Annotated in this window: 16 protein-coding genes; 3 read left to right on the top strand and 13 right to left on the bottom strand. The window is 65.0% G+C overall.

Going from position 1 to position 20,263, the window contains the following annotated elements:
- The first annotated feature begins 16 nt into the window (after positions 1-16).
- Positions 17-874, top strand: a complete 858-nt coding sequence (locus tag ACEN8I_RS15560) for a cupin domain-containing protein (RefSeq protein WP_413329408.1) — start codon at positions 17-19, stop codon at positions 872-874.
- Here ACEN8I_RS15560 and ACEN8I_RS15555 read toward each other — a convergent pair.
- The 9 genes from ACEN8I_RS15555 to nirB all read right to left on the bottom strand — a co-directional run bounded on the left by ACEN8I_RS15555 (position 871) and on the right by nirB (position 12,080).
- Positions 871-2,127 carry an NAD(P)/FAD-dependent oxidoreductase gene (locus ACEN8I_RS15555; RefSeq protein ID WP_413329407.1) on the bottom strand — a complete coding sequence of 419 codons (1,257 nt, stop codon included), beginning with the start codon at positions 2,125-2,127 and terminating at the stop codon, positions 871-873. The two genes, ACEN8I_RS15560 and ACEN8I_RS15555, sit on opposite strands and share 4 nt — an antisense overlap.
- A gap of 25 nt (positions 2,128-2,152) precedes the next feature.
- On the bottom strand, positions 2,153-3,277 hold the full coding sequence (locus ACEN8I_RS15550) for a sterol desaturase family protein (RefSeq protein ID WP_413329406.1): 1,125 nt from the start codon (positions 3,275-3,277) through the stop codon (positions 2,153-2,155).
- A 94-nt stretch (positions 3,278-3,371) separates the two neighbouring features.
- Positions 3,372-4,364, bottom strand: coding sequence for a hypothetical protein (locus tag ACEN8I_RS15545; protein ID WP_413329405.1), 993 nt, complete (start codon positions 4,362-4,364; stop codon positions 3,372-3,374).
- A gap of 69 nt (positions 4,365-4,433) precedes the next feature.
- Complete coding sequence (gene cobA, locus ACEN8I_RS15540; protein ID WP_413329404.1) at positions 4,434-5,201, bottom strand: uroporphyrinogen-III C-methyltransferase; 768 nt, start codon at positions 5,199-5,201, stop codon at positions 4,434-4,436.
- A gap of 5 nt (positions 5,202-5,206) precedes the next feature.
- On the bottom strand, positions 5,207-6,115 hold the full coding sequence (gene ybiB / locus ACEN8I_RS15535; protein ID WP_413329403.1) for a DNA-binding protein YbiB: 909 nt from the start codon (positions 6,113-6,115) through the stop codon (positions 5,207-5,209).
- Between the two features lie 43 nt (positions 6,116-6,158).
- Positions 6,159-9,047, bottom strand: a complete 2,889-nt coding sequence (locus ACEN8I_RS15530) for a molybdopterin-dependent oxidoreductase (RefSeq protein WP_413329402.1) — start codon at positions 9,045-9,047, stop codon at positions 6,159-6,161.
- Positions 9,040-9,162, bottom strand: coding sequence for a hypothetical protein (locus ACEN8I_RS15525; RefSeq protein ID WP_413329400.1), 123 nt, complete (start codon positions 9,160-9,162; stop codon positions 9,040-9,042). Before ACEN8I_RS15525 ends, ACEN8I_RS15530 begins: the two co-directional genes overlap by 8 nt.
- Positions 9,163-9,185: 23 nt before the next feature.
- On the bottom strand, positions 9,186-9,608 hold the full coding sequence (gene nirD, locus ACEN8I_RS15520) for a nitrite reductase small subunit NirD (protein WP_007872372.1): 423 nt from the start codon (positions 9,606-9,608) through the stop codon (positions 9,186-9,188).
- A gap of 36 nt (positions 9,609-9,644) precedes the next feature.
- A complete protein-coding gene (gene nirB / locus ACEN8I_RS15515; protein ID WP_413329399.1) occupies positions 9,645-12,080 on the bottom strand; it encodes a nitrite reductase large subunit NirB in 2,436 nt (811 codons plus the stop codon).
- Between the two features lie 391 nt (positions 12,081-12,471).
- Here nirB and ACEN8I_RS15510 point away from each other — a divergent pair, with 391 nt between their 5' ends.
- Positions 12,472-13,755, top strand: coding sequence for a type IV pili methyl-accepting chemotaxis transducer N-terminal domain-containing protein (locus ACEN8I_RS15510; protein WP_413329398.1), 1,284 nt, complete (start codon positions 12,472-12,474; stop codon positions 13,753-13,755).
- Positions 13,756-13,820: 65 nt separating this feature from the next.
- Positions 13,821-15,569 (top strand): protein kinase domain-containing protein, encoded by a 1,749-nt coding sequence (locus tag ACEN8I_RS15505; RefSeq protein WP_413329397.1) that lies wholly within the window; start codon positions 13,821-13,823, stop codon positions 15,567-15,569.
- 260 nt (positions 15,570-15,829) lie between these two features.
- Here the strand turns inward: ACEN8I_RS15505 and ACEN8I_RS15500 are convergent, their stop codons facing one another.
- From ACEN8I_RS15500 to ACEN8I_RS15485, 4 genes are all read right to left on the bottom strand, one after another.
- Entirely contained in the window at positions 15,830-17,044 is a 1,215-nt protein-coding gene (locus tag ACEN8I_RS15500; RefSeq protein ID WP_413329396.1) for an MFS transporter, read from the bottom strand.
- 161 nt (positions 17,045-17,205) lie between these two features.
- The gene (locus ACEN8I_RS15495) at positions 17,206-17,664 is read right to left on the bottom strand and encodes a chemotaxis protein CheX (RefSeq protein WP_007864517.1); all 459 of its coding nucleotides are present in this window, start codon (positions 17,662-17,664) and stop codon (positions 17,206-17,208) included.
- A gap of 11 nt (positions 17,665-17,675) precedes the next feature.
- A complete protein-coding gene (locus ACEN8I_RS15490; protein WP_413329395.1) occupies positions 17,676-18,047 on the bottom strand; it encodes a response regulator transcription factor in 372 nt (123 codons plus the stop codon).
- 63 nt (positions 18,048-18,110) lie between these two features.
- A complete protein-coding gene (locus tag ACEN8I_RS15485) occupies positions 18,111-20,234 on the bottom strand; it encodes an ATP-binding protein (RefSeq protein WP_413329393.1) in 2,124 nt (707 codons plus the stop codon).
- Positions 20,235-20,263: the final 29 nt, after the last annotated feature.

The raw sequence follows: 20,263 nt of genomic DNA, 5'->3' as shown, positions 1-20,263 counted from the left end.
TAATAATCTTAAAAAATTGATCGAAAGTATCAAATGGAGAATTTCATTGGTTGATCGACTTGAGACTTTGTTGAGGCATTTCTCGGTGAGCGCGAACGTTTTTCATTCGGGCGCGCTCTGCGGCGTGAACGAACTCGGCGAGGAGGAGGGCGCTGGGCAGCTGCATCTGGTACGCAGCGGGGAAGTTGGCGTCAGCCACGGCGGCGCTGAAGTCGTGCGCGTCAGCGGCCCCTGCCTGCTGCTTTACCCCAGGCCATTGGCGCACCGGTTTATCACCGATGCGGCCCATGGCGCTGATTTCGTGTGCGCACACTTGCGCTTTGAGGGCGGGGCGGCCAATCCGATCGCGGCCGCTTTGCCGGCCTTTGTGCATCTGCCGCTGGCGCAGGTCGAAGGCGCCGCCGGCGTGCTGCAACTGCTGTTCGAAGAGGCATTCGAGCAGCGCTGCGGGCGGCAGGCGCTGCTGGACCGGCTGTTTGACGTGGTGCTGATCCAGGTGTTGCGCCACCTCATGGAAAACGGCGAAACGCGCTCCGGCATGCTGGCGGGGCTTTCGCATCCGCGCCTTCGCAACGCCATTGTCGCGATGCACCAGCACCCCGCGCAGGAATGGAGCCTGGAGGCCCTGGCTGATCGCGCGGGCATGTCTCGCAGCGTATTTGCCAACCAGTTTCGCGACGCGGTCGGCTGTACGCCGGGGGTGTACCTGCAACGCTGGCGGGTGGGCCTGGCGCAGCAGGCATTGCGGCGGGGACAGCCGCTCAAGCTCATCGCCGCAGACGTCGGCTACGGCAGCGAAGCGGCGCTTTCGCGCGCCTTCAAGGCGCAATGCGGCCAGACACCGCGCGAGTGGAAGCTGGCCCAGCCGGGCTAGTGCGCTGCCTGGCGAGCGGGCTGGTGCGCTGCACTGAGCGCCTCGGCACAGGCATGCGCCGAAGCCCACGCCCACTGGAAGTTGTAACCGCCCAGCCAGCCGGTGACGTCGACGACTTCGCCTATGAAATAGAGGCCCGGCTGCCTGGATTCCAGGGTCTGGGAGGACAGGTCGCGGGTGTCTACGCCGCCCACGGTGACTTCGGCTTTTTTGTAGCCTTCGGAGCCGTTGGGTGTGAGTTCCCAGTCGGCCAGGCGCTGGGCCAGGGCTAGCAAGGCCTTGTCGGTGGCTTCGCTGATGGGGCGCTGCAGGGCAGGGTCCTGGCTGACCCAGGCGTCGGCCAGGCGGCTGGGCACCAGGGCCGCGAGTTCGTTGGCGATGAGTTTTCTGGACGTGGCCTTGGCGCGCAGCAGCAGGGCCGGCAGGTCCACGCCGGGCGCAAGGTTGATGCGTATAGGCTGGCCTTCGCGCCAGAAGCTGGAGATCTGCAGCACGGCCGGACCGCTGAGGCCGCGATGGGTGAACAGCAGGTCTTCCGAGAACACCACGGCTTTTTTGCGCTGTTTGGGCGTGGCGTCGGCCGGGCTGGTTTCTATCAGCACCGGCAGCGCCAGGCCGGCCAGTTGGGCATAGGGCGCCCAGCCTTCACCGTCGAAGGTCAGCGGCACCAGAGCAGCGCGCGGCTCCACCAGGCGCAGGCCGAACTGTTTGGCGATGCGGTAGCCGAAATCGGTGGCGCCTATCTTGGGAATCGACAGGCCGCCGGTGGCGATCACCACCTGTGGCGCGGTGATGAGGCCGCGGTCGCTTTGAAGCTCGTAGTTTCCGCCCGGCTGCTGGGGGGCTTTGAGGCTCTGGACGCCACAGGGCTGCCAGCGCGTGACATTTCCGGTTTCGCATTCGGCCAGCAGCATGTTGATCACGTCTTCGGCCGAGCGGTCGCAAAACAGCTGGCCCTTGTGCTTTTCGTGAAAAGGGATGTTGTGGCGCTGCAGCAGTCCGATGAAGTCCTGCGGCGTATAGCGCGACAGCGCCGAGCGGCAAAAGTGCGGGTTCTCGCTCAGGAACTGCGCGGGCGTGGCGTCGCGGTTGGTGAAGTTGCAGCGCCCGCCGCCCGAGATGCGGATTTTTTCGGCGACTTTTTCGCTGTGGTCCAGCAGCAGCACCCTGAGGCCGCGCTGGCCCGCCTGGGCCGCGCAGAACAGGCCGGCGGCGCCTGCGCCTATCACCACGGCGTCAAATTGGTGCGTCAAGTCGGCCCCTGTCAATGCGTCATGCTCACGGTTTCCAGACGAACGGAAACTTGAGCTGTTTCAGGAAGCCGTTGGGCACATAGTCGCCCAGCACGCCGTAGCGCTCGGGCCAGAGCTTGGTGCTTTTGACGGCGGTGCCGAACAGGTAGTCGATGAAGGCGTAGTGCGCCGAGTAGTTGCGGTCCAGCGCCTCCTGGTCCTGGCTGTGGTGCCAGTGGTGGAAGTTGGGCGTGACGATGACATAGCGCAGCGGGCCCAGGCGCACGCTCACATTGGCATGATTGAACACCGCCTGGAAGCCGACGATCACGATGTAGGCGTCTATCACTTCCTTGGAAAAACCCAGCACATAGATGGGCGCCAGGATGAGCGTACGGGTCAGCAGCAGTTCCAGGATGTGCTGGCGCGAACCGGCCAGCCAGTCCATGCTTTTGGCACTGTGGTGCACCGCATGCAGGCGCCACAGCACGGGCACCTCATGGTAGGCCCGGTGCGTCCAGTACTGCACCAGGTCGGCCACCAGCACGATGAGCAGCACGCCGGCCCAGAAAGGCAGGCCTTGCACCCAGCCGCGTATGCCGTCGTTGGCGGCCCAGCCGAAGAACTTGTGCACCAGCAGGTTGGTGGCCAGCAACACAAAGCCCACGATCATGTGGTTGACGATGAAATGGTGGAAGTCGGTCTGCCACTCGGCGCGGAACACCGGTTGGTCCTTGCGCAGCGCGAACAGCTTTTCAATGAAGATGAAGATCAGCGAGGAGCCCAGCAGGTCCAGGATGAACCAGTCCAGGCCGATGTAGGGCGTGTTATCGGCGAAATCGTTGACCGGCACCTTGTGTCCGCCCAGCAGCGCGGTGGCCGCGACCAGCAAAAAGGCCGCGCCGGCCAGCCAGCGCGAGCGGTTGAAGATGATGTTGACCAGCGAGATGCCGCCGGCAATCACCAGCGATATGAACATCACGATGCGGATGACGTCGACGTTGTAGCTCTTGCGCAGCTCGGGTGTGGTCAGGTATTCGGGGAAATGAAAAGCCAGCACGCCCAGAAAGCACAGCACGCCCAGGCTCAGCGCGATCACGCCGCTCATGATGCCGCTGCCGGGGCGCAGCTCGCCGTGGCTTTCCGTCAGTTCGTTGAGTTTGTCGAGCATCGCGTCTTTCCCTCTGCTGTTGTTTTTGACTTCGGGAGTGTAGCCGCGCACGCCGGATCCGGGGCCGGCCCTTGCCGGCCGGCCGGCGGCCTCGTCACTGTTTCACGATGACAGGCTGGACCGTGAACACATTGGGGTTCCTGGGCTCCACGCTGACGCGCACCCAGTGGATCAGCGGGCTGCCGAAGGTCTGCAGGCGCGTGAGATTGGCCAGCAGTCTGGTGGGGCTGTAGAGCGGCTTGTCGACCTTGAAGAAATGCGTGTCGCCGTGCACCAGCAGCACCTGCCCGGTGAATTGTTCCGTTTCTGTGATGACATGGCTGATGAAGTTGCGGTAACCGCTGACCCCGGGCGCCTGGCTTTCGTCAATGCCCTCGGTTTCCGGCAGGTCAAAGCCCGGGTCGGCCTGGATCACCAGAACAAGGCCGCGCGCCTTGCGAGCCTTGGCGTCGGCGAAGGCCTCCTGCATCCAGCGCACATTGGCGGCGTCGCGCTCCAGGTATTCGGCGTTGGAGGCCTCGCACTGGGCCGCGGTACGCGCGCTTTTCTGGGTGCAATCTTTTTCGTCCAGGATTTTGTTGTTGTTGCTGCCCGGCACGTTCAGCGTCGCGAACACGATGCCCTGGTGGACAAATCGCGTGTTCTCCACGAATTTTTCGCCCAGCGGGGCCTGGTGGACCAGCGCCATGCTGCGCTTGCCCAGGCTGCGGGTGGTCGGGAACATGGTTTTGCGCAGGTAGGCCAGGCGCTCCAGGGCGTCATAGCCGCCGTTGTTGAGGCGGTGGCAGTCCGTCCATTCGTTGTCACCGGGCACGTAGACCACGGGCTTTTTCAGCGCACCGAACATGGCCAGCGCCGAGGCATAGATGTCCTCGGTGCATTTGGAGCTGCCGTCCTTGATGTCGCCGTCGTAGATCGAGAAGGCGATGTCCGACTGGTTGATGCTTTTGAGCAGCGCGGGGATTTTCGGGTCATCGCCGGCTTTTTGGTAGGGCATGTCGCCCCAGAGGCCGAATGAAAAACTTTGCGCCTGCGCGCAGGCCATGCCGAGCGCCAGCAGCGCGCCGGCCAGAAAACGGTGGGACATCTTTGCTCCAGTCGAAAGACCGGGAGCTTAGGCACCGCGCGTGACAGCGGTGTGACGTGGGGTCCGCCTTCAGGCCGCGCGGACTGCGTCGGGATGCGCGGCGGCTAGTGCTACGCCGCTGATCACGTCGCCCACGACGATGACGGAGGGGCTGGCCATGCCGGCTTCGCGGATGGCACTGGCCAACGCGCCCAGCGTGGTGGTGATGTGGCGTTGCGTGGGCAACGAGGCGCTCTGGATCACGGCGACCGGCGTGGCGGCCGGCAGGCCCGAGAGCAACTCGTCCTGGATGCGTTCGGCACCGCTGACGCCCATGTAGATCACCAGCGTGAGGCGCGCGTTGTGCGCGGTGGCGGCCAGGGCCTTCCAGTCGGTGCCGCTGTCGCCGGGCTTGGCATGGCCGGTGACGAAGACCACGCCGTGCGCATGCTCGCGGTGCGTGAGCGGCACGCCCAGCGAGGTGACGGCGGCCAGGCCCGCGGTGATGCCGTTGACCACCTCCACTTCAATGCCGGCATCGCGCAGGTGCTCGACCTCTTCGCCGCCGCGGCCAAAGATAAAGGGATCGCCGCCCTTGAGCCGGACCACGTCCTCGCCCTCGCGGGCGGCCATCAGCATGAGTTTTTCAATAAAGGCCTGGGGCGTGGACTTGCAGCCGCCGCGCTTGCCCACGTAGACGATGCGGGCTTCGGGCCGCGCGAAGGCCACGATTTCGTCGCTCACGAGGTCGTCCACCAGCAGCACGGTCGCTCGCTGTATGGCCTTCAGGGCCTTGAGGGTCAGCAGTTCCGGGTCGCCGGGGCCGGCGCCTACGAGGGTGACTTTTCCGTGGTTCATGGTGGTCATTTGATTTTGGGCAACAAGTGCAAGATGTGTTCCACCTGCCGCGCAATCGATGGCGGCACGGGTTTGTCGCCGGCCAGCACCGATTGAATATAGGCTGCGGTGGCGGCGGCGTCCACCGTCTTGGGCAGTTCGGGCAGGGTGGCCAGCGTGCCGGCCTGGGTCTCCTGCAGCAGCGAGCGCTTTCCGCCTATGAAGGCCTCCATCTGCGGCATGCGGCGCGCGTCGGCCACGCCTTCGCCCTCGGTGCCGCGCAGCAGCATGGCGTTTGCGCCTGTCAGCTCGAAGGTCTGCGCCATCGAGATGGCGTATTCCGGGTGCGTGTAGCTGCTCACCACCAGGCTTTTGCCCAGGCAGGGGCTCATGATCTTGACCAGGCTGTGCGCCGGGTTGCGCAGTCCCACGGCGCGGCGCACGTCGAGCAGGCGCTTCAGAGACGGCAGCAGCAGTTCGGTGGGCGCGAAGACGGCTTCGCCGTTTCCGATCTTTCGTACGGCCGCGAGCGCATGGATGCCCAGCGCCTGCAGCACTTCCGAGGCAAACACCCGGCTGGTTTCGGTGGGCGTGCCGTGCACCAGGACGGGCACCCCCTCGCGCGCCAGCAGCAGGGCCAGCAGGGGAGTGAGCACCGGCAGCTTGCGCGCGCCGTTGTAGCTGGGCAGCACCACGGTAGGGGTTTCGCCGGCGGGGAAATGCGCCAGGCGCTGCTGCAGCGCTTCGAGAAAACCCGCCATTTCTTCGGGCGTTTCACCCTTGATGCGCATGGCCAGGCAAAAGCCGCCGATTTCCAGGTCGGTCACGGTGCCGTCCAGCACCTGGCCCAGCAGGTCGGCGGCCTGCTCGCGCGTCAGTGCGCGGGCGCCATCCTTGCCGCGGCCGATTTCCTTGATGTATTGGCTAATGCCCATAAACCCGATTGTCCGCGAATGCAGATGACTTCTTGTTATGAGCTTAAGCCACTTGGCGGATCGGGATCACGGTGCGCGGTGCGTTGGCCTGCGCATCGCTGCGCGCCGAGCGCACGCGGCGCTTGAGTTCGGGCACACAGGAGCCGCAATTGGTGCCGCATTTGAGCGTGGCCTGCAGCGACGCCAGCCGCTCTTCATCGGTGTGGAGGTGGCCGCCGCCTCCCCCGCCGCCGGCTACCAGCGTCAGGTGTTCGTCAATGGCCGTGTCGCTGACGTTGAGGCAGGTGCAGACCAGCTTGCCGCGCGACTGCACCGCCACCGGCGGCTTGGCACCGGGCAGCAGCAGCAGGCGGCCGTAGGCCTGGGCCGGCAGCTCGTCCTGCAGCAGGGTTTTGATCCAGGCCTGGGCACTGGTGTCGCCGGCCAGCACAAAGCCGGCGAGCTCGGCCGCGTCGCCGTTGCGCACCAGCCGCACGGTGCGCCGCTGGCCTTTTTTACGGTCGGCGTAGCGCAGCACGTCGGTGCCGTCCAGGCCGAGGATGGCCTCCAGCCTGGCCAGCAATTCATCGGGCGGGGCTTCGTGGCCGGCCGCGCGAAACAGCAGGCCGGAGCGCTCGCGGCCGTGGTCGGCCAGCGCGGTGTTGTTGGAAAACGGCACACAGCTGGTGAAGGGAAAGGCCGTCATCAGCGGCTTGAGCAGCTCGCGCGCGGCCAGCACCTCGCCGCCCGGCAGCCAGGCCATGGCCAGCAGCGTCCAGGGCATGTCGGCCTTGAGAATCTTCACCGCGGCATGTTTGAGCTCGGGCTGCTTGGAAGTGGGGCAGTAGGCCGAGGTGGTGAGCGCATTGACGCCGGCCAGCGTGGCGCCGCTGGTGGACTGCCCGCTCAGGTACTCCTCTCCCCAGTGCATGGCAATAAAAGCCTGGCTCACCGCCACTTCGGGCGAAGCCTGCAGCGGCACGATGATCGAGCCGCGCTTGGAGGTCACGTGCACCAGGTCGCCGTCCTTGAGCAGGCGGCGCGCCATGTCCTGGGCATTCATCTGTACCGCCGGCTCGGCCACGTGGCCGAACAGCCGGCCCAGCGTCCCGGTGCGGCTCATGCCGTGCCACTGGTCGCGCAGCCGGCCGGTGGTCAGCGAAAACGGGAAGCGTGATTCGCGCGGCTCGGCCACGGGCTTGTAGACGGTGTTGGCAAAGCGCGCCTTGCCGTCGACTGTGGGAAACACGCCGTCTTCATAGAGCCGGGCCTTGCCCGCGCTGTCGCCGGGCTTGAAGGGCCACTGTTGCGGTCCATCCTCGAGCAGTGCGTAGCTCAGGCCGGTGATATCCAGGTCGCGGCCCCGGGTTGACTCGCGGTGTTCGTTCCAGATGGTTTCCACAGCGGAGGTTTCCGTTGCCAGGGAGTAGGGGAACAGGCTGGTGCCGGGGGTACTGCGGCCGGGCAGCAGCTTCTCCAGCCGCTGCGCAAAGTCCACCACGATCGCCCAGTCATGGCGCGTTTCCCCGGGCGCGGGCACGGCCGGGCGCACGCGGCTGATGCGGCGCTCGCTGTTGGTCACCGTGCCGGTTTTTTCGCCCCAGGTGGTGGCCGGCAGCAGCAGGTCGGCATAGTCGCAGCTCGAGGTGGTGGCAAAAGCTTCCTGCACGATCACCAGTTCGGCGCGCTCCAGCGCGCGGCGCACTGTGGCTTGGTCGGGCATGGACTGGGCGGGGTTGGTGCAGGCAATCCACAAGGCCTTGATCTCGCCGTCGGCGGCGGCCTGGAACATCTCGACGGCGGTCTTGCCGGGCTTCTCCGGCACCGAGGGCACGCCCCACAAAGCGGCGATTTCCGCGCGGTGTTCGGGATTGGCCAGGTCGCGGTGCGCGCTCAGCAGGTTGGCCAGGCCGCCCACTTCGCGCCCGCCCATGGCATTGGGCTGGCCCGTCAGTGAAAACGGCCCCGCGCCGGGCTTGCCGATCTGGCCGGTGGCCAGGTGCAGGTTGATCAGGGCAGCGTTCTTGGCCGTACCGCTGCTGGACTGGTTCAGGCCCTGGCAGTACAGGCTCAGCGTGGCGGCCGAGGTGGCGAACAATTTGGCCGCGGCGAGCAGGTCTTCCTTTTTGATGCCGCAGGTCTCGGCCACCAGGTCGGGCGTGTAGTCGCGCACCGTGGCCTTGAGCGCGTCAAAGCCCGTGGTGTGCGCGGCGATGTAGGCCGCGTCCGTCCAGCCTTCCCACAGCATGATGTGTAGCATGCCATTGAAGAGCGACACGTCGGTGCCCGGCTGTATGGGCAGGTAGAGGTCGGCGATCTCGGCCGTGTCGGTGCGGCGCGGATCGCAAAAAATGATCTTGAGCGCCGGGTTGGCGGCCTTGGCATCCTCGATGCGCCGGAACAGGATGGGATGCGCGTAGGCCGTGTTGCTGCCGACGATGAAGATGCACTGCGCATGGTTCACGTCGTCATAGCAGGCGGGCGGCGCGTCGGCGCCCAACGTTTGTTTGTAGCCGGCCACCGCGCTGCTCATGCACAGGCGCGAATTGGTGTCGACGTTATTGGTGCCTATCAGGCCCTTGGCCAGCTTGTTGAAGACGTAGTAGTCCTCGGTCAGCAACTGGCCTGAAATATAAAAACCCACCGCGTCGGGGCCGTGGTCGCGGATGATTTGCGCAAAACTTTCGCTGGCAAAACCGAGCGCGCTGTCCCAGGACACCGGCTTGGGCGCTTCATGCCGGTGCTCGCGCCGCATGGGCTGCAGCAGCCGCGTTTGCCGCGTGACGGCGGCGGAGGCGGTCAGCGCCAGCGTCGAGCCCTTGGTGCAGAGCCGGCCGAAGTTGGCCGGGTGGTCGGGGTCGCCCCGTACACCCGTGATCTCGTTGCCTTGTGACTCAATGATGACGCCGCAGCCGACGCCGCAATAAGGACAGGTTGACCGAGTCTCAACCATGGTGGACGAAGCCAAGGCTGCGGCCTTTGTCGTGCATCGCAAAGCGGTCAACAGCGCAAGCTGTTAGATCGCAGCCGACGCCGCAGTAAGGGCACGTTGATCGGGTTTCAGTCATGGAAGCGTTACCGGCCTTTTCACTTATGCCGTGTGGGGCGCCTGCACGGCGAAGCTTTCATCGCCCAAAGCGCCCGCAGAGGCGCCAGGGCCCGCGCGGGGCGGCTGCAAATCCAGCGCCAGCGTGGCCAGCTCGGTGGCGTCCAGGAAGACCTGACCCGTTTCCACCTTGCAGCTGAACTTGGGCGTGCAGCCCTCGTCGGGCTGCTTGGCGCAGCCGTCCGCCAGGCCTATGGTCCAGTTGTGCAGAGGGCAGGCCACGCTGGTGCCAAACACAATGCCCTGCGACAGCGGGCCGCCCTTGTGCGGGCAGCGGTCCAGCAGTGCAAACACCTGGTCCTGGTCATTGCGGAACACGGCCACATCAATACCTTTGGCGCGTGAGACACGGCGCGAGCCGAGCACCGGAATGTCGGTGACCAGGCAGATTTTTTTCCATTCAGACATAGTGATCTCTCAATTCAGGCTTGGACGGGAAACCGGTCAGGCGGGTGTGAGTTTTTCGAACTGGCGGGCGTCCACAGACGCTTCTTTCAGGTCGAACCAGGGATCCGGTTCGCCGTCGAGCGCGAACTGCAGCTGTTCCCACAGCGCCTTGCGGCCTTCGTGGTCTTCCAGGATGCGCTTTTTGACGTAATCCAGGCCCACGCGGTTCACGTAGTGCACCGTGCGCTCCAGGTACCAGCCTTCCTGGCGGTAGAGCTCGCAGAAGGCGCCGGTGTATTCAAGCACCTCCGCCGCGGTCTTCAGCTTGGTGAAGAAGTGGGCCACTTCCGTCTTGATGCCGCCGTTGCCGGCGATGTACATTTCCCATCCCGAATCGACGCCTATGATGCCGACGTCCTTGATGCCGGATTCAGCGCAGTTGCGCGGGCAGCCGCTGACGGCGAATTTCACCTTGTGCGGCGCGTACATGCGCCACATCGCGCGCTCCAGGTCCTTGCCCATCTGCGTGCTGTCCTGCGTGCCCATGCGGCACCATTCGCTGCCCACGCAGGTTTTCACTGTGCGCAGGGCCTTCGCATAGGCGTGACCGGAGGGCATGCCGATGTCCTTCCAGACGTTTTGCAGGTCCTCTTTCTTCACGCCCAGCAAATCGATGCGCTGGCCGCCGGTGACCTTGACGGTCGGTATCTTGTACTTGTCCACCGCGTCGGCAATGCGGCGCAGCTCGCTGGCCGTGGTCTCTCCGCCCCACATGCGCGGAATGACGCTGTAGGTGCCGTCCTTCTGGATGTTGGCGTGGCTGCGCTCGTTGATGAAGCGGCTTTGCGGGTCGTCCTTGGCCTGTTTGGGCCAGGTGCTGATCAGGTAATAGTTGATGGCCGGGCGGCAGCTGGCGCAGCCGTTGGGTGTCTTCCACTCCATGAATTTGAAGACGTCGGAAATGGACAGCAGCTTGTTGGCGCGTATCGCGTCGCGCACCGCCTGGTGGCCGTGGTCGGTGCAGCCGCACATGGCCTTGAGCTTGGGCGTGGCCGAGTAATCGCCGCCGGCCGTGAACATCAGGATCTGCTCGACCAGGCCGGTGCAGGAGCCGCAGGAGGCGCTGGCCTTGGTGTGCTTGCGCACTTCGTCGAGCGTGAACAGGCCTTTTTCCTTGATGGCCTTGCAGATCGTGCCCTTGTTGACGCCGTTGCAGCCGCAGACTTCCGCGTCGTCGGCCATCAGCGCGGCCTTGTTCTGGCCTTCGTGGCCCGCGTCTCCGAGGTTGGATTCGCCGAAGATCAGCTTGTCGCGGATGTCGCTGACGCTGCGGCCGTCGCGCAGCAGCTTGAAGTAGTAGCTGCCGTCCACCGTATCGCCGTAGAGGCAGGCACCGACCAGCTTGTCGTCTTTGATGACCAGCTTTTTGTAGACACCGCCGAAGGGGTCGCTCATCACGATTTCCTCGGTGCCCTCGCCGCCCATGAATTCGCCGGCGCTGAACAGGTCTATGCCCGTGACCTTGAGCTTGGTGGAGGTCAGCGAGCCCGAATAGCGACCTATGCCGAACTGCGCCAGGTGGTTGGCCGCGACCTTGGCCTGTTCAAACAGCGGCGCGACCAGGCCGTAGGCGATGCCGCGGTGCGCCGCGCACTCGCCCACCGAGTAGATGCGTGCGTCGGTGACGGTCTGCATGGTGTCGTTGACGACGATGCCCCTGTTGCAATGCAGGCGCATGGATTCGGCCAGCTGGGTGTTGGGGCGTATGCCCACCGCCATCACCACGAGGTCGGTGGCCACTTCGCTGCCGTCCTTGAACTTGATGGACTTCACGCGGCCTTCTTCGTTGCCGGTGAGCTCCTGGGTCTGCGCGCCGATCAGGAACTTGAGGCCGCGGTCTTCCAGCGATTTCTGCAGCAGCTTGCCCGCCACGTCGTCGAGCTGGCGCTCCATCAGCCAGGGCATGACGTGCACCACGGTGACCTCCATGCCGCGCAGCATCAGGCCGTTGGCCGCTTCCAGGCCCAGCAGGCCGCCGCCTATGACGACCGCCTTCTTGTATTTCTCGGAGGCTTCGATCATCGCGTTGGTGTCGGCGATGTCGCGGTAGGCGATCACGCCTTGCAGGTCCTTGCCCGGCACCGGCAGGATGAAGGGGTTGGAGCCGGTGCACATCAGCAGGCGGTCGTATTCCTCTTCGGTGCCGTCCTCGGCGCGCACGATGCGTTTGACGCGGTCGACTTCCACCACCTTTTTGCCGGCGTGCAGCGTGATGTGGTTGTCCTTGTACCAGTCCCAGGAGTTCAGCACGATCTCGTCCAGCGTTTGCTCCCCGGCCAGCACCGGCGACAGCAGGATGCGGTTGTAGTTGGGATGGGGTTCGGCGCCGAAGACCGTGATGTCATACAGGTCGGGGGCGACCTTGAGCAACTCTTCCAGGGTGCGCACGCCGGCCATGCCGTTTCCGACCATTACCAGTTTTGATTTTTTCATGGGGCTACTCCAGGGGATTCAATGTGTCTAGGTGCAAACGTCATGCCACGGCCGTGCCGCGCAGGTCGCGCATGCACGCGTCCACGCGGCTTGTCAGAGGGTGCAAGCCGGTCTGGCTTGGCGGAAACAGGGTGAAATTCATGATGCTCTCTCCCGGTCAACAGGGATCCGGGCTGTAGACCCGGTATGAGGCACACCATTACGCACGTCGTTGTGCGCAGGACCCGCAGTGCATTCGCTAAGGTCGGGCGCGTCGTTACGCCCGCGATAGCTGATGCAAAACTTGTGCCATATCATTGGCCTGCAAGCCGTGCCCGGAATCCGCAGCCTGCGCGTGGCGCGCGACTTGCATCCTGACCAGCCTTATTTCCCTCCCAAGCTATTGATTTGTATGACTTCCGCATTGGTAAACCTGAACGGCCCCGCCGGCGCCAACCCCCTGGTCTCCGACCTTGAAGCGGCCGGCATCCAGGTCCTGGGGGTGTTCCATGAGCGCAGCAAACTGGTGCAGGAAGTGCTGCGCCAGGCGCCCGACGTGCTGGTTTGCCACGATGCGCTGCCCGATGAGGCCCTGTTCAAGCTCTTGCAGGTGGTCAGCGAGACCGCGCCTTGCCCTGTCATGGTGTTCACCAGCGACAGCGATGCGGAAAAAATCACGCGCGCCACCGAGGTGGGTGTGCATGCCTATGTGGTCAACGGCTACAGCCCGCAGCGCCTGCGGCCGCTGATCCACCTGGCCCAGGCGCGCTTCAAGCGTGAGCAGGCCCTGCAGGGCGAGATGCGGGACATCGCCGGCCGCCTCGAAGAGCGCAAGGTGGTGGACCGAGCCAAAGGCATCCTGATGCGCGCTCGCCAGATGTCCGACGACGATGCCTTCCAGATTCTGCGCACCGCCTCCATGCACACCAACCAGCGTCTGGGCCAGGTGTCGCAGCACATCATCCATTCGGCGCGTTTTGCCGAAGACGTCAACCGCTCGGGCCAGCTGCGCATGCTGTCGCAGCGCCTGGTCAAGCTGGCGCTGCTGCGGCTGGCGGGCGTGCAGCCCGAGCGCGTGGCACAGTTGCTCGCGGAGTCGGTGCAGCGCATAGACGCCAATATCGCCGCCCTTGGCAAAAGCCTGTCCAAGCCCACTTTTGGCGACCTGCTGGGGCAGGTGAGCCTGACCTGGGCGCGGCTGAAGCCCGCCCTGGAGGAAAGCCGGGCGGCTGGCGAGATGGCGCACCTGGACGAGCTCGCCGAGCTGCTGCTGCAGGAAGCCGAGCGCATGACCGCCATCCTCGAAAGCGCCGGTGCCATGCCGCCGCTGCAGATGCTCAACCTGGCCGGCCGCCAGCGCATGCTGAGCCAGCGCTTCGCGAAATACGCCTTGCTGCAGGTTCTGGGCGGCACGGCCTCACAGCGCAGCGAAGTGGGCATGGCGGAGTCGCAGGCGGCTTTTGAGAAGGCGCTGCAATACCTCAACGACATCCCGCTGACCAGCAAGGAAATCCGCGAATCCCTGGACAAGGCCGCCGCGGGCTGGGCGCAGATGCGCGCCGGCGCCGCGGGCATTGCCAAAAGCAAGGATGCCAGGCGCCTGGAAGGCCTGGCCACCGCCAGCGAGGACCTGCTGGACGTGTTCGAGCAGCTCTCGGTGCAGTACGAGCGCAGCATGCAGATGCTCGTCGGTTAGGGCGCCAGGCCGGTGCATTGTTGCAATGCACCAATAACGGGCATTGAACTTGCTTACATTGGTGCATGGCATTTGATCTGGACATTGGCTTCGCCACGCTGGCGGGCCGCAAAAACAGCAACGAAGATTTCTGCGCGGCCATGCTGCCCGAGCCGGGGCAGGAGGGCATGGGCTCCATCGTGGCGGTGGCCGATGGCGTGAGCACCGGCGGCATGGGCCGGGAAGCGGCGCAAACCACGGTCACCAGCCTGGTCCGCGACTACTACGGCACCCCCGAAACCTGGGACACCACGGTGGCGCTGGACCGCATCATCGGCGCGCAGAACGCCTGGCTGGCCGGCATCAATCGCCGGCGCCAGCCGGCCGTGGGCCTGACCACCCTCACGGCGCTGGTGCTGCGCGGGCAGTCCTACACCCTGGCGCATGTGGGCGATTCACGGGCTTACCTGCTGCGCGGCGGCACGCTGCAGCAACTCACGCATGACCATGCCGTCAACCATCCCGACTTCAGGCACCAGCTGCTGCGCTCGGTGGGCGCCGAAGACCATGTGGTGGTCGACTACATGCAGGGCGACCTGCAAGTGGGCGATGTGTTTGTGCTGGTCACCGACGGCGTGCACGGCGTGCTGCGCGATGCGCGGCTGCGGGACTTTGCCGGCCTGCAGGAGGAGGGCGGCTCCCAGCTGGCCAGCCAGGGCCTGGTCGACGCCGCCCTGGCCGCCGGCAGCAATGACAACCTGACGGCGGTCGTGGTGCGCGTGCGCGGCCTGCTCGACGCCACCCTGCAGGACGTGAGCCGCATTGCGCAGACCTTGCCGGTGCCGCCCAGGCTCAAGGTCGGCGATGTGATCGACGGCCTGGTGGTGACCGCGAAAGTGGCCGACAACGACATCCATGTGCTGTACCAGGTGCGTGACCCGGCCACGCGGGTGCTTTACGCCCTCAAGGCCCTGAACCCCGCGAGGTCCCACGATGGCGAGGAGCGCGCCATGCTGGCGCACGAGGCCTGGCTGGCCCTGCGCATGCAGTCGGGCCCGGCGGCGGGGCACCTGGTGAGGCTTCACGAAAGCCCGCCGGCCGGGCAGGAGCGCAGCGCTTTTTACCTGCTGTACGACTGGCACAGCGGCGAGACGCTGCAGCTGCTGCTGGAACGCGGCCACAAATTCAGCGTGGAACAGGTGCTGGGCGCGGCCACCCAGGCGGCGCGCGCGCTGGGCCGGCTGCATCGCCAGTGCGTGATCCACCGCGACATCAAGCCCGCCAACCTGCACCAGGGCGAAGACGGCGTGCTGCGCCTGCTGGACCTGGGCGTAGCCCTCAGCGGACGCGAGCCCGAAGCCATGCGCAAGCTGCACGCCGGCACCCCCAGCTTCATCAATCCCGAGCAATGGGGCTTCAGCGCCACAGGCAGCGACGGGCCCGAGGAATTACCCGACGCGCAAAGCGACCTGTTCGCGCTGGGCGTCACCCTGTACCAGTTGCTGACCGCCAGGCTGCCCTACGGCGAGGTGCTGCCTTACCAGGCCGGCCGCTATTACCGCGACCCGGTGGCGCCCAGCCGCATCAACCCCGAGGTGCCGATCTGGCTGGACCACGTGGTGCTCAAGGCTGTGTCCCGCGACAAGCGCCGCCGCTTTGAAACCGCCGAGGAACTGCTGCTGGCGCTGGAGCGGGGTGCTTCGCGGCCGCTGACTGCGCCGCAGGGGACGCCCTTGATTGAGCGGGATCCGGTGATGCTGTGGAAGTTGCTGTTGGCGGTTAGTGTTGTGGTGAATGTTTTGTTGATTTATTGGGTTTTGTTTTTGCCTCGGTAGTCATTGCCGGGTCTTGCTCCGGCGGGCGCGCTCTCTGCCTCCTCATCCTCCTCCTTCCTCTTCTTAGTTCAGTTGGCCAGGCAACCCCCGGCCAGCGGGATTAAGAGAAGGGCGCACCGCCGGAGCAAGAACCGGCCTTCTTCACGCGCTGCGCGCGCGACCGCCCTTCTAGCTACGGCACGCTTCGCTTAACTTTGCTGCGCAAAGTGAGCCTTCGCTGAAAGGACGGTCAAGCGCGTTGCGCTTGTCAGCTTCGCTGATCACGCGCTGCGCGCGCGACCGCCCTTTTCAGCCCAGGTCCGCGTCCACCGAATCTGCATAACCCTCAGCATCACCAACATCCCCAGCGCCAAAGCCGCAAAAAAGAAGAACCCCCACATATACGTCCCTGCATACTGCTTGGAGATACCCATGGCGTTGGGCACCAGGCCGCCGCCGAGGGCGCCTATTTCGCCGATCATGGAGCCGGCCACCGCGGTGGCCAGGGGCCAGCGCAGGGGCACGAGCTGGAAGAGGGCGCCGTTGCCTGCGCCCAGGGCGGCAAAGCACAGCATCACCAGCAGCGTGGTAGCGGCCAGGGAGCCGCCGGCCAGGCCGCAGGCGATCAGCGTGCCGGCGATGGTGAGCAGCACCACGCTCAGGGTGTTGACGCCGCCCCAGCGGTCGGAAATCCAGCCGCCGAAGATGCGCAGCGCCGCGCCCATGAAGGCCGCCAGCATGGACAACTGGCCTGCCTGCACCTTGCTGACGCCGAACTGGTCGTAGTAGTAGGAGGGCAAAAACGTGGCCAGGCCGATGAAGCCGCCGAAACTCACGGCGTAGATCAGGCTGAAGGCCCAGCCGTCTTTCTCGAACAGGCAGGCGACGTGCTCGCGCAGCGTGGCATGGCTGTCTACATCATCGGGTTCTTTGGCAAAAAGAATCATCGCGATCATCGGCAGCAGCATGGCCGCGGCGGCAATGCCGTAGACCGACTGCCAGCCGAAGCGCTGGGCCAGCGCGGGCGCAACCAGCACCGAGACGGCGGTGCCCACATTTCCCGCGCCGACCAGGCCCATGGCCAGGCCTTTGTAACGGGGAGGGAAGGAGCCCGAACCCAGGCTGAGCGCGACGCCGAAGCTGGCGCCGGCAATGCCCAGCAGCACGCCCATGGCCAGCAGGCTGCTGTAGGAGTCGACGACGAAATAGCCGAACAGCAGGGCCACCATGATCAGGCCCATTTCCACCAGCGTGGCGCTCTTGCGGCCTATGTACTGGGCCAGCACGCCCAGCGGAAAGCGCATCAGCGCGCCGGCGAAAATGGGCACCGAGAGCATCACCCCCTTCTGGGTGGGCGAAAGGTTGTAGGTTTCCGAAATGAAAGGGGCCATGGCCCCGTTCATGACCCAGATGCAACATGAGAAGGCGAAGTAAAAAAATGCCGCGCCCAGCGTGGGTGCGTGACCTGCCTTGAGAAAATTACGAAACCCCGCCATGGTGCAAGCTCTTTCTGTGAGATGGTTGACTCACAAAATCAGTGCGAAAAGCGTGCCACCTTGGGGCGTGCAAAACGCACCCTTGCAGCGCGGTTTCAGCCCGTTTTCTGGTTTCTTTTGGTGCGTCGCACAAAATACGTGCGCCCTGGCGGGAATTCAGTTCAGTTTTTGCGGTCCATGTCGACGCAGACCATGGCCGAATAGTGGTTCCAGCGCAGCGTGATGACGTAGGGGCGGGTGCGCACTCTGGCCTTCATGCCCTGCGTGCCCTGCATCTTGACGGGCACTGAAATCTGCAGCTCGGAGCCCAGGGCCTTGCGCGCGTTGCCGGCCAGCGTGTTGGCGATCTCGCCCACGGCGTCCAGCAGGTTGCCGTCGCTGAGGTCGGTTTCATGCTGCAGCAGCAAAATTTCACGCACCAGCTTGCCCGGCATGGAGACCATCACATGGCCGTTGTGGCTGCCCGAAAAGGCCACGATGCCGTTGAATTCAAAGCCCTCGATATCGCCCGAGCCGAGGTAGGCCGAGGTGATCTGCGGCTCCTGCCGGGTGGTGACTTTCAGGTAATGCCGGATCGAGTCGACAAACAGCTTGAGGTCGTTTTCGTTGAGTGTGGCCATAGCAGCCCTCCTTAGCGCATGTCGGCGATGTCGAGCAATGCCATCTGCAGCTCTTCATCGGTGAAGGGTTTGGCGACGAAGCCGCGTGCGCCCAGCTTGAGCGCCTGGATGGCCGTCGACTTGTCGCTGAGCGCGCTGACCACCAGGATCTTGACGGCCGGGTCCAGCTTGAGCAGCGCGGAAATGCATTCGACGCCGTCCATCTCGGGCATGGTCAGGTCCATGGTGACGACTTCGGGCCGGGTCGCGCGAGCCAGCCGCACGGCCTCGTTGCCGTTTCTGGCCAGGCCCGCGAGCACGATGCCCTTGATGCCGCCGTTTTGCACCACGCGCGAGATGCGGGTGCGGATCATGTTGGAGTCGTCAACAATCAGCAATCGCATGGTGAGCCTCCTTGGGGGTTGGGAATGTTGGGAATGTTGGGGATGGGGTCATGGGGGGCGGCCTCAGGAAAACACGACCCGGAATTCGGTGTGCTGGCCGGGTGTGCTCGACAGCAGCAGGCGCGCGCCCAGGCTTTGCACGTTGGCCTGCACCAGGTCCAGGCCGACACCGCGGCCGGCATGCCGCGAAGTGCCACCCGCGGTGGAAAAACCGGGCTTGAAAATATTCGCGACGATCTGCTTGTCGCTGAAGCTCTGCAGCTGCTCGGCGTTGTACCAGCCCAGCTCCAGCAGGCGGCGGCGCACGTCTGCAGCGTTCAGGCCGGCGCCGTCGTCGCGAACCGTGAGCTGCCATTGGCCGGATTCATCAGGGCCCAGCACCACGCTGACCTGGCCCTCGGCGGTTTTGCCGGCGGCCTGCCGTGCAGCCGGTGTTTCCACGCCGTGCACCACGGCATTGCGCAGCAGCTGGATGGCAATCTCGCGCACCAGGTCCATCTTGGCCGGCGGTACCTCCGGTGCGCCGTCCATGCGCAGCTCGGCCTTCACACGCTTGCCGCAGTCAGCGGCCACCTCGGCCACCAGTTGTGACAGCGCGGCACGCAGGCTCTCCGGCGAGTTCGCTTGCCGGGGCGACGTGCCCTCGCCGGAGCGTTTCTGGCTCAGGGCCTTGAAGGCGCCCACCTTGGAGAGCAGGTCTTCCAGCGGCAAGGGCAGGGCCAGCAGGGCGTCGCCGGTAGCCGCGCCGCTGTCCTTGAGTTTTTGCAATTCACTCTCGAACTGGTGGGCCAGCGTGGCCAGGATTTCCAGCCCCAGTGAGGCCGCGTCGCCCTTGAAGGCGTGGATGCGGCGGTAGGCGCCGTCCACGGCCTTGAGCACCTGGATCTCGGAGGCGGCCGAGGAGGTGCTGCGCAGCAGGTCGTTGACCTCGAGCAGCGAAGCCTCGGCGCGCTCGACGAAGGCCCGCATCATGGCCGGTTCGGTCTCGAAGGCCTTGAGCATCATGGACAGCTCTTTTTGCGAACGCTGGCGTTCGCTGGCGAGCCTGGCCTGCAATTCGACCTTTTGCGTGATGTCCTGCACGGTGACCAGCAGGTGCCGAACGGTGGCGCCGTCCTGCACCCGGTTGAAGTGGAAGGACAGGTAGCGAGTGGTCTGCTGGCCCAGGCGGTTGGCGACGGTGAGTTCCACTTCCGAAAGCGGGTTGATGCCCTGGACCAGCTGCTCTTTCACATGCGGGGAGAACAGCAGCTCGACATAGTCCCGCGCGTCCGTGAGGGCTTTGAGGGACACCATCGTGGACAGCACCTCAAAAAAGTTTTGCCCCGGCACCAGCGTCTTGCCGAACAGCGCATGGGTGGAGCGGGACAGCTGCGAGCCCAACTGGTGCCCCGGCGTGAGCAGGAACAGGCCCTCGCGCACACTCGCGAGGATTTCGCGGTTTTCCTCGGTCGCCGCTTCAATCGCGGCGTCGGAGGTCTTCAGCCGGCGCAAAAACTTGAACAGGATGAAGGCGAAATTCAGCAGGGCCAGCACGATGCCGCCGGTTTGCACCATGCGCAGCACGCTGGCGCGCGACGCGCCTATCTGCTGTGTTTCGGTCACGAAGTCGTTGGCCGCGCTGAGCAGCTGGCTGTTGTTGGCCTGGCTGTAGGCCAGTGCGGCGGCCAGCTCCTGCTGCGTGAAGTTGTCACCGGTCAGCAAGGGCTGGAGCAGGGCGAAGTAGGGTTTCCACAGCGTTTCCACTTTCTCTTCAAGCTCGCGGCCGCGGCTGGATGTCACGGGGTGCAGGTAGACGGGTTTGCCGTCGCCGCCGGGAATCGTGCCGCCTTCGCGAAAAGCCACCTGCGAGATCTGGAAGATCTTGGCGCCCGAGCGCAGCTCCGCCAGAGTCTCGGGCTTGTAGAAAAGCCCGGCGGCGCGCGTGGCGTCAAGCTCCAGCAGGGTTCGCGCGACGCGTTGCGACACATAGCGCTGGCGCCCGGAGAGATTGATGGTCACGGTGTCCTGGTCGATCTTGAACGAGGTGTAGAAGTTCAGCACCAGCACCCCGAGGTCGAACAGCAGGAAGAAGGCCACCGCGATGATGATTTCGCGGTACTTGCCGAACAGGCCGGGGCCGGCTTTGCGTGCGGGCCGGGCGGCCGCGATCCTGTCGGCGCCGTGGACTGGCAAAACTGCAGACATAGGAAACCTCCCTTATGCGAACTTGCGGA

Source organism: Polaromonas sp. CT11-55, assembly GCF_047303325.1.
Taxonomy (GTDB): Bacteria; Pseudomonadota; Gammaproteobacteria; order Burkholderiales; family Burkholderiaceae_C; genus Polaromonas.
This window is presented reverse-complemented; position numbering and strand designations above follow the sequence as displayed.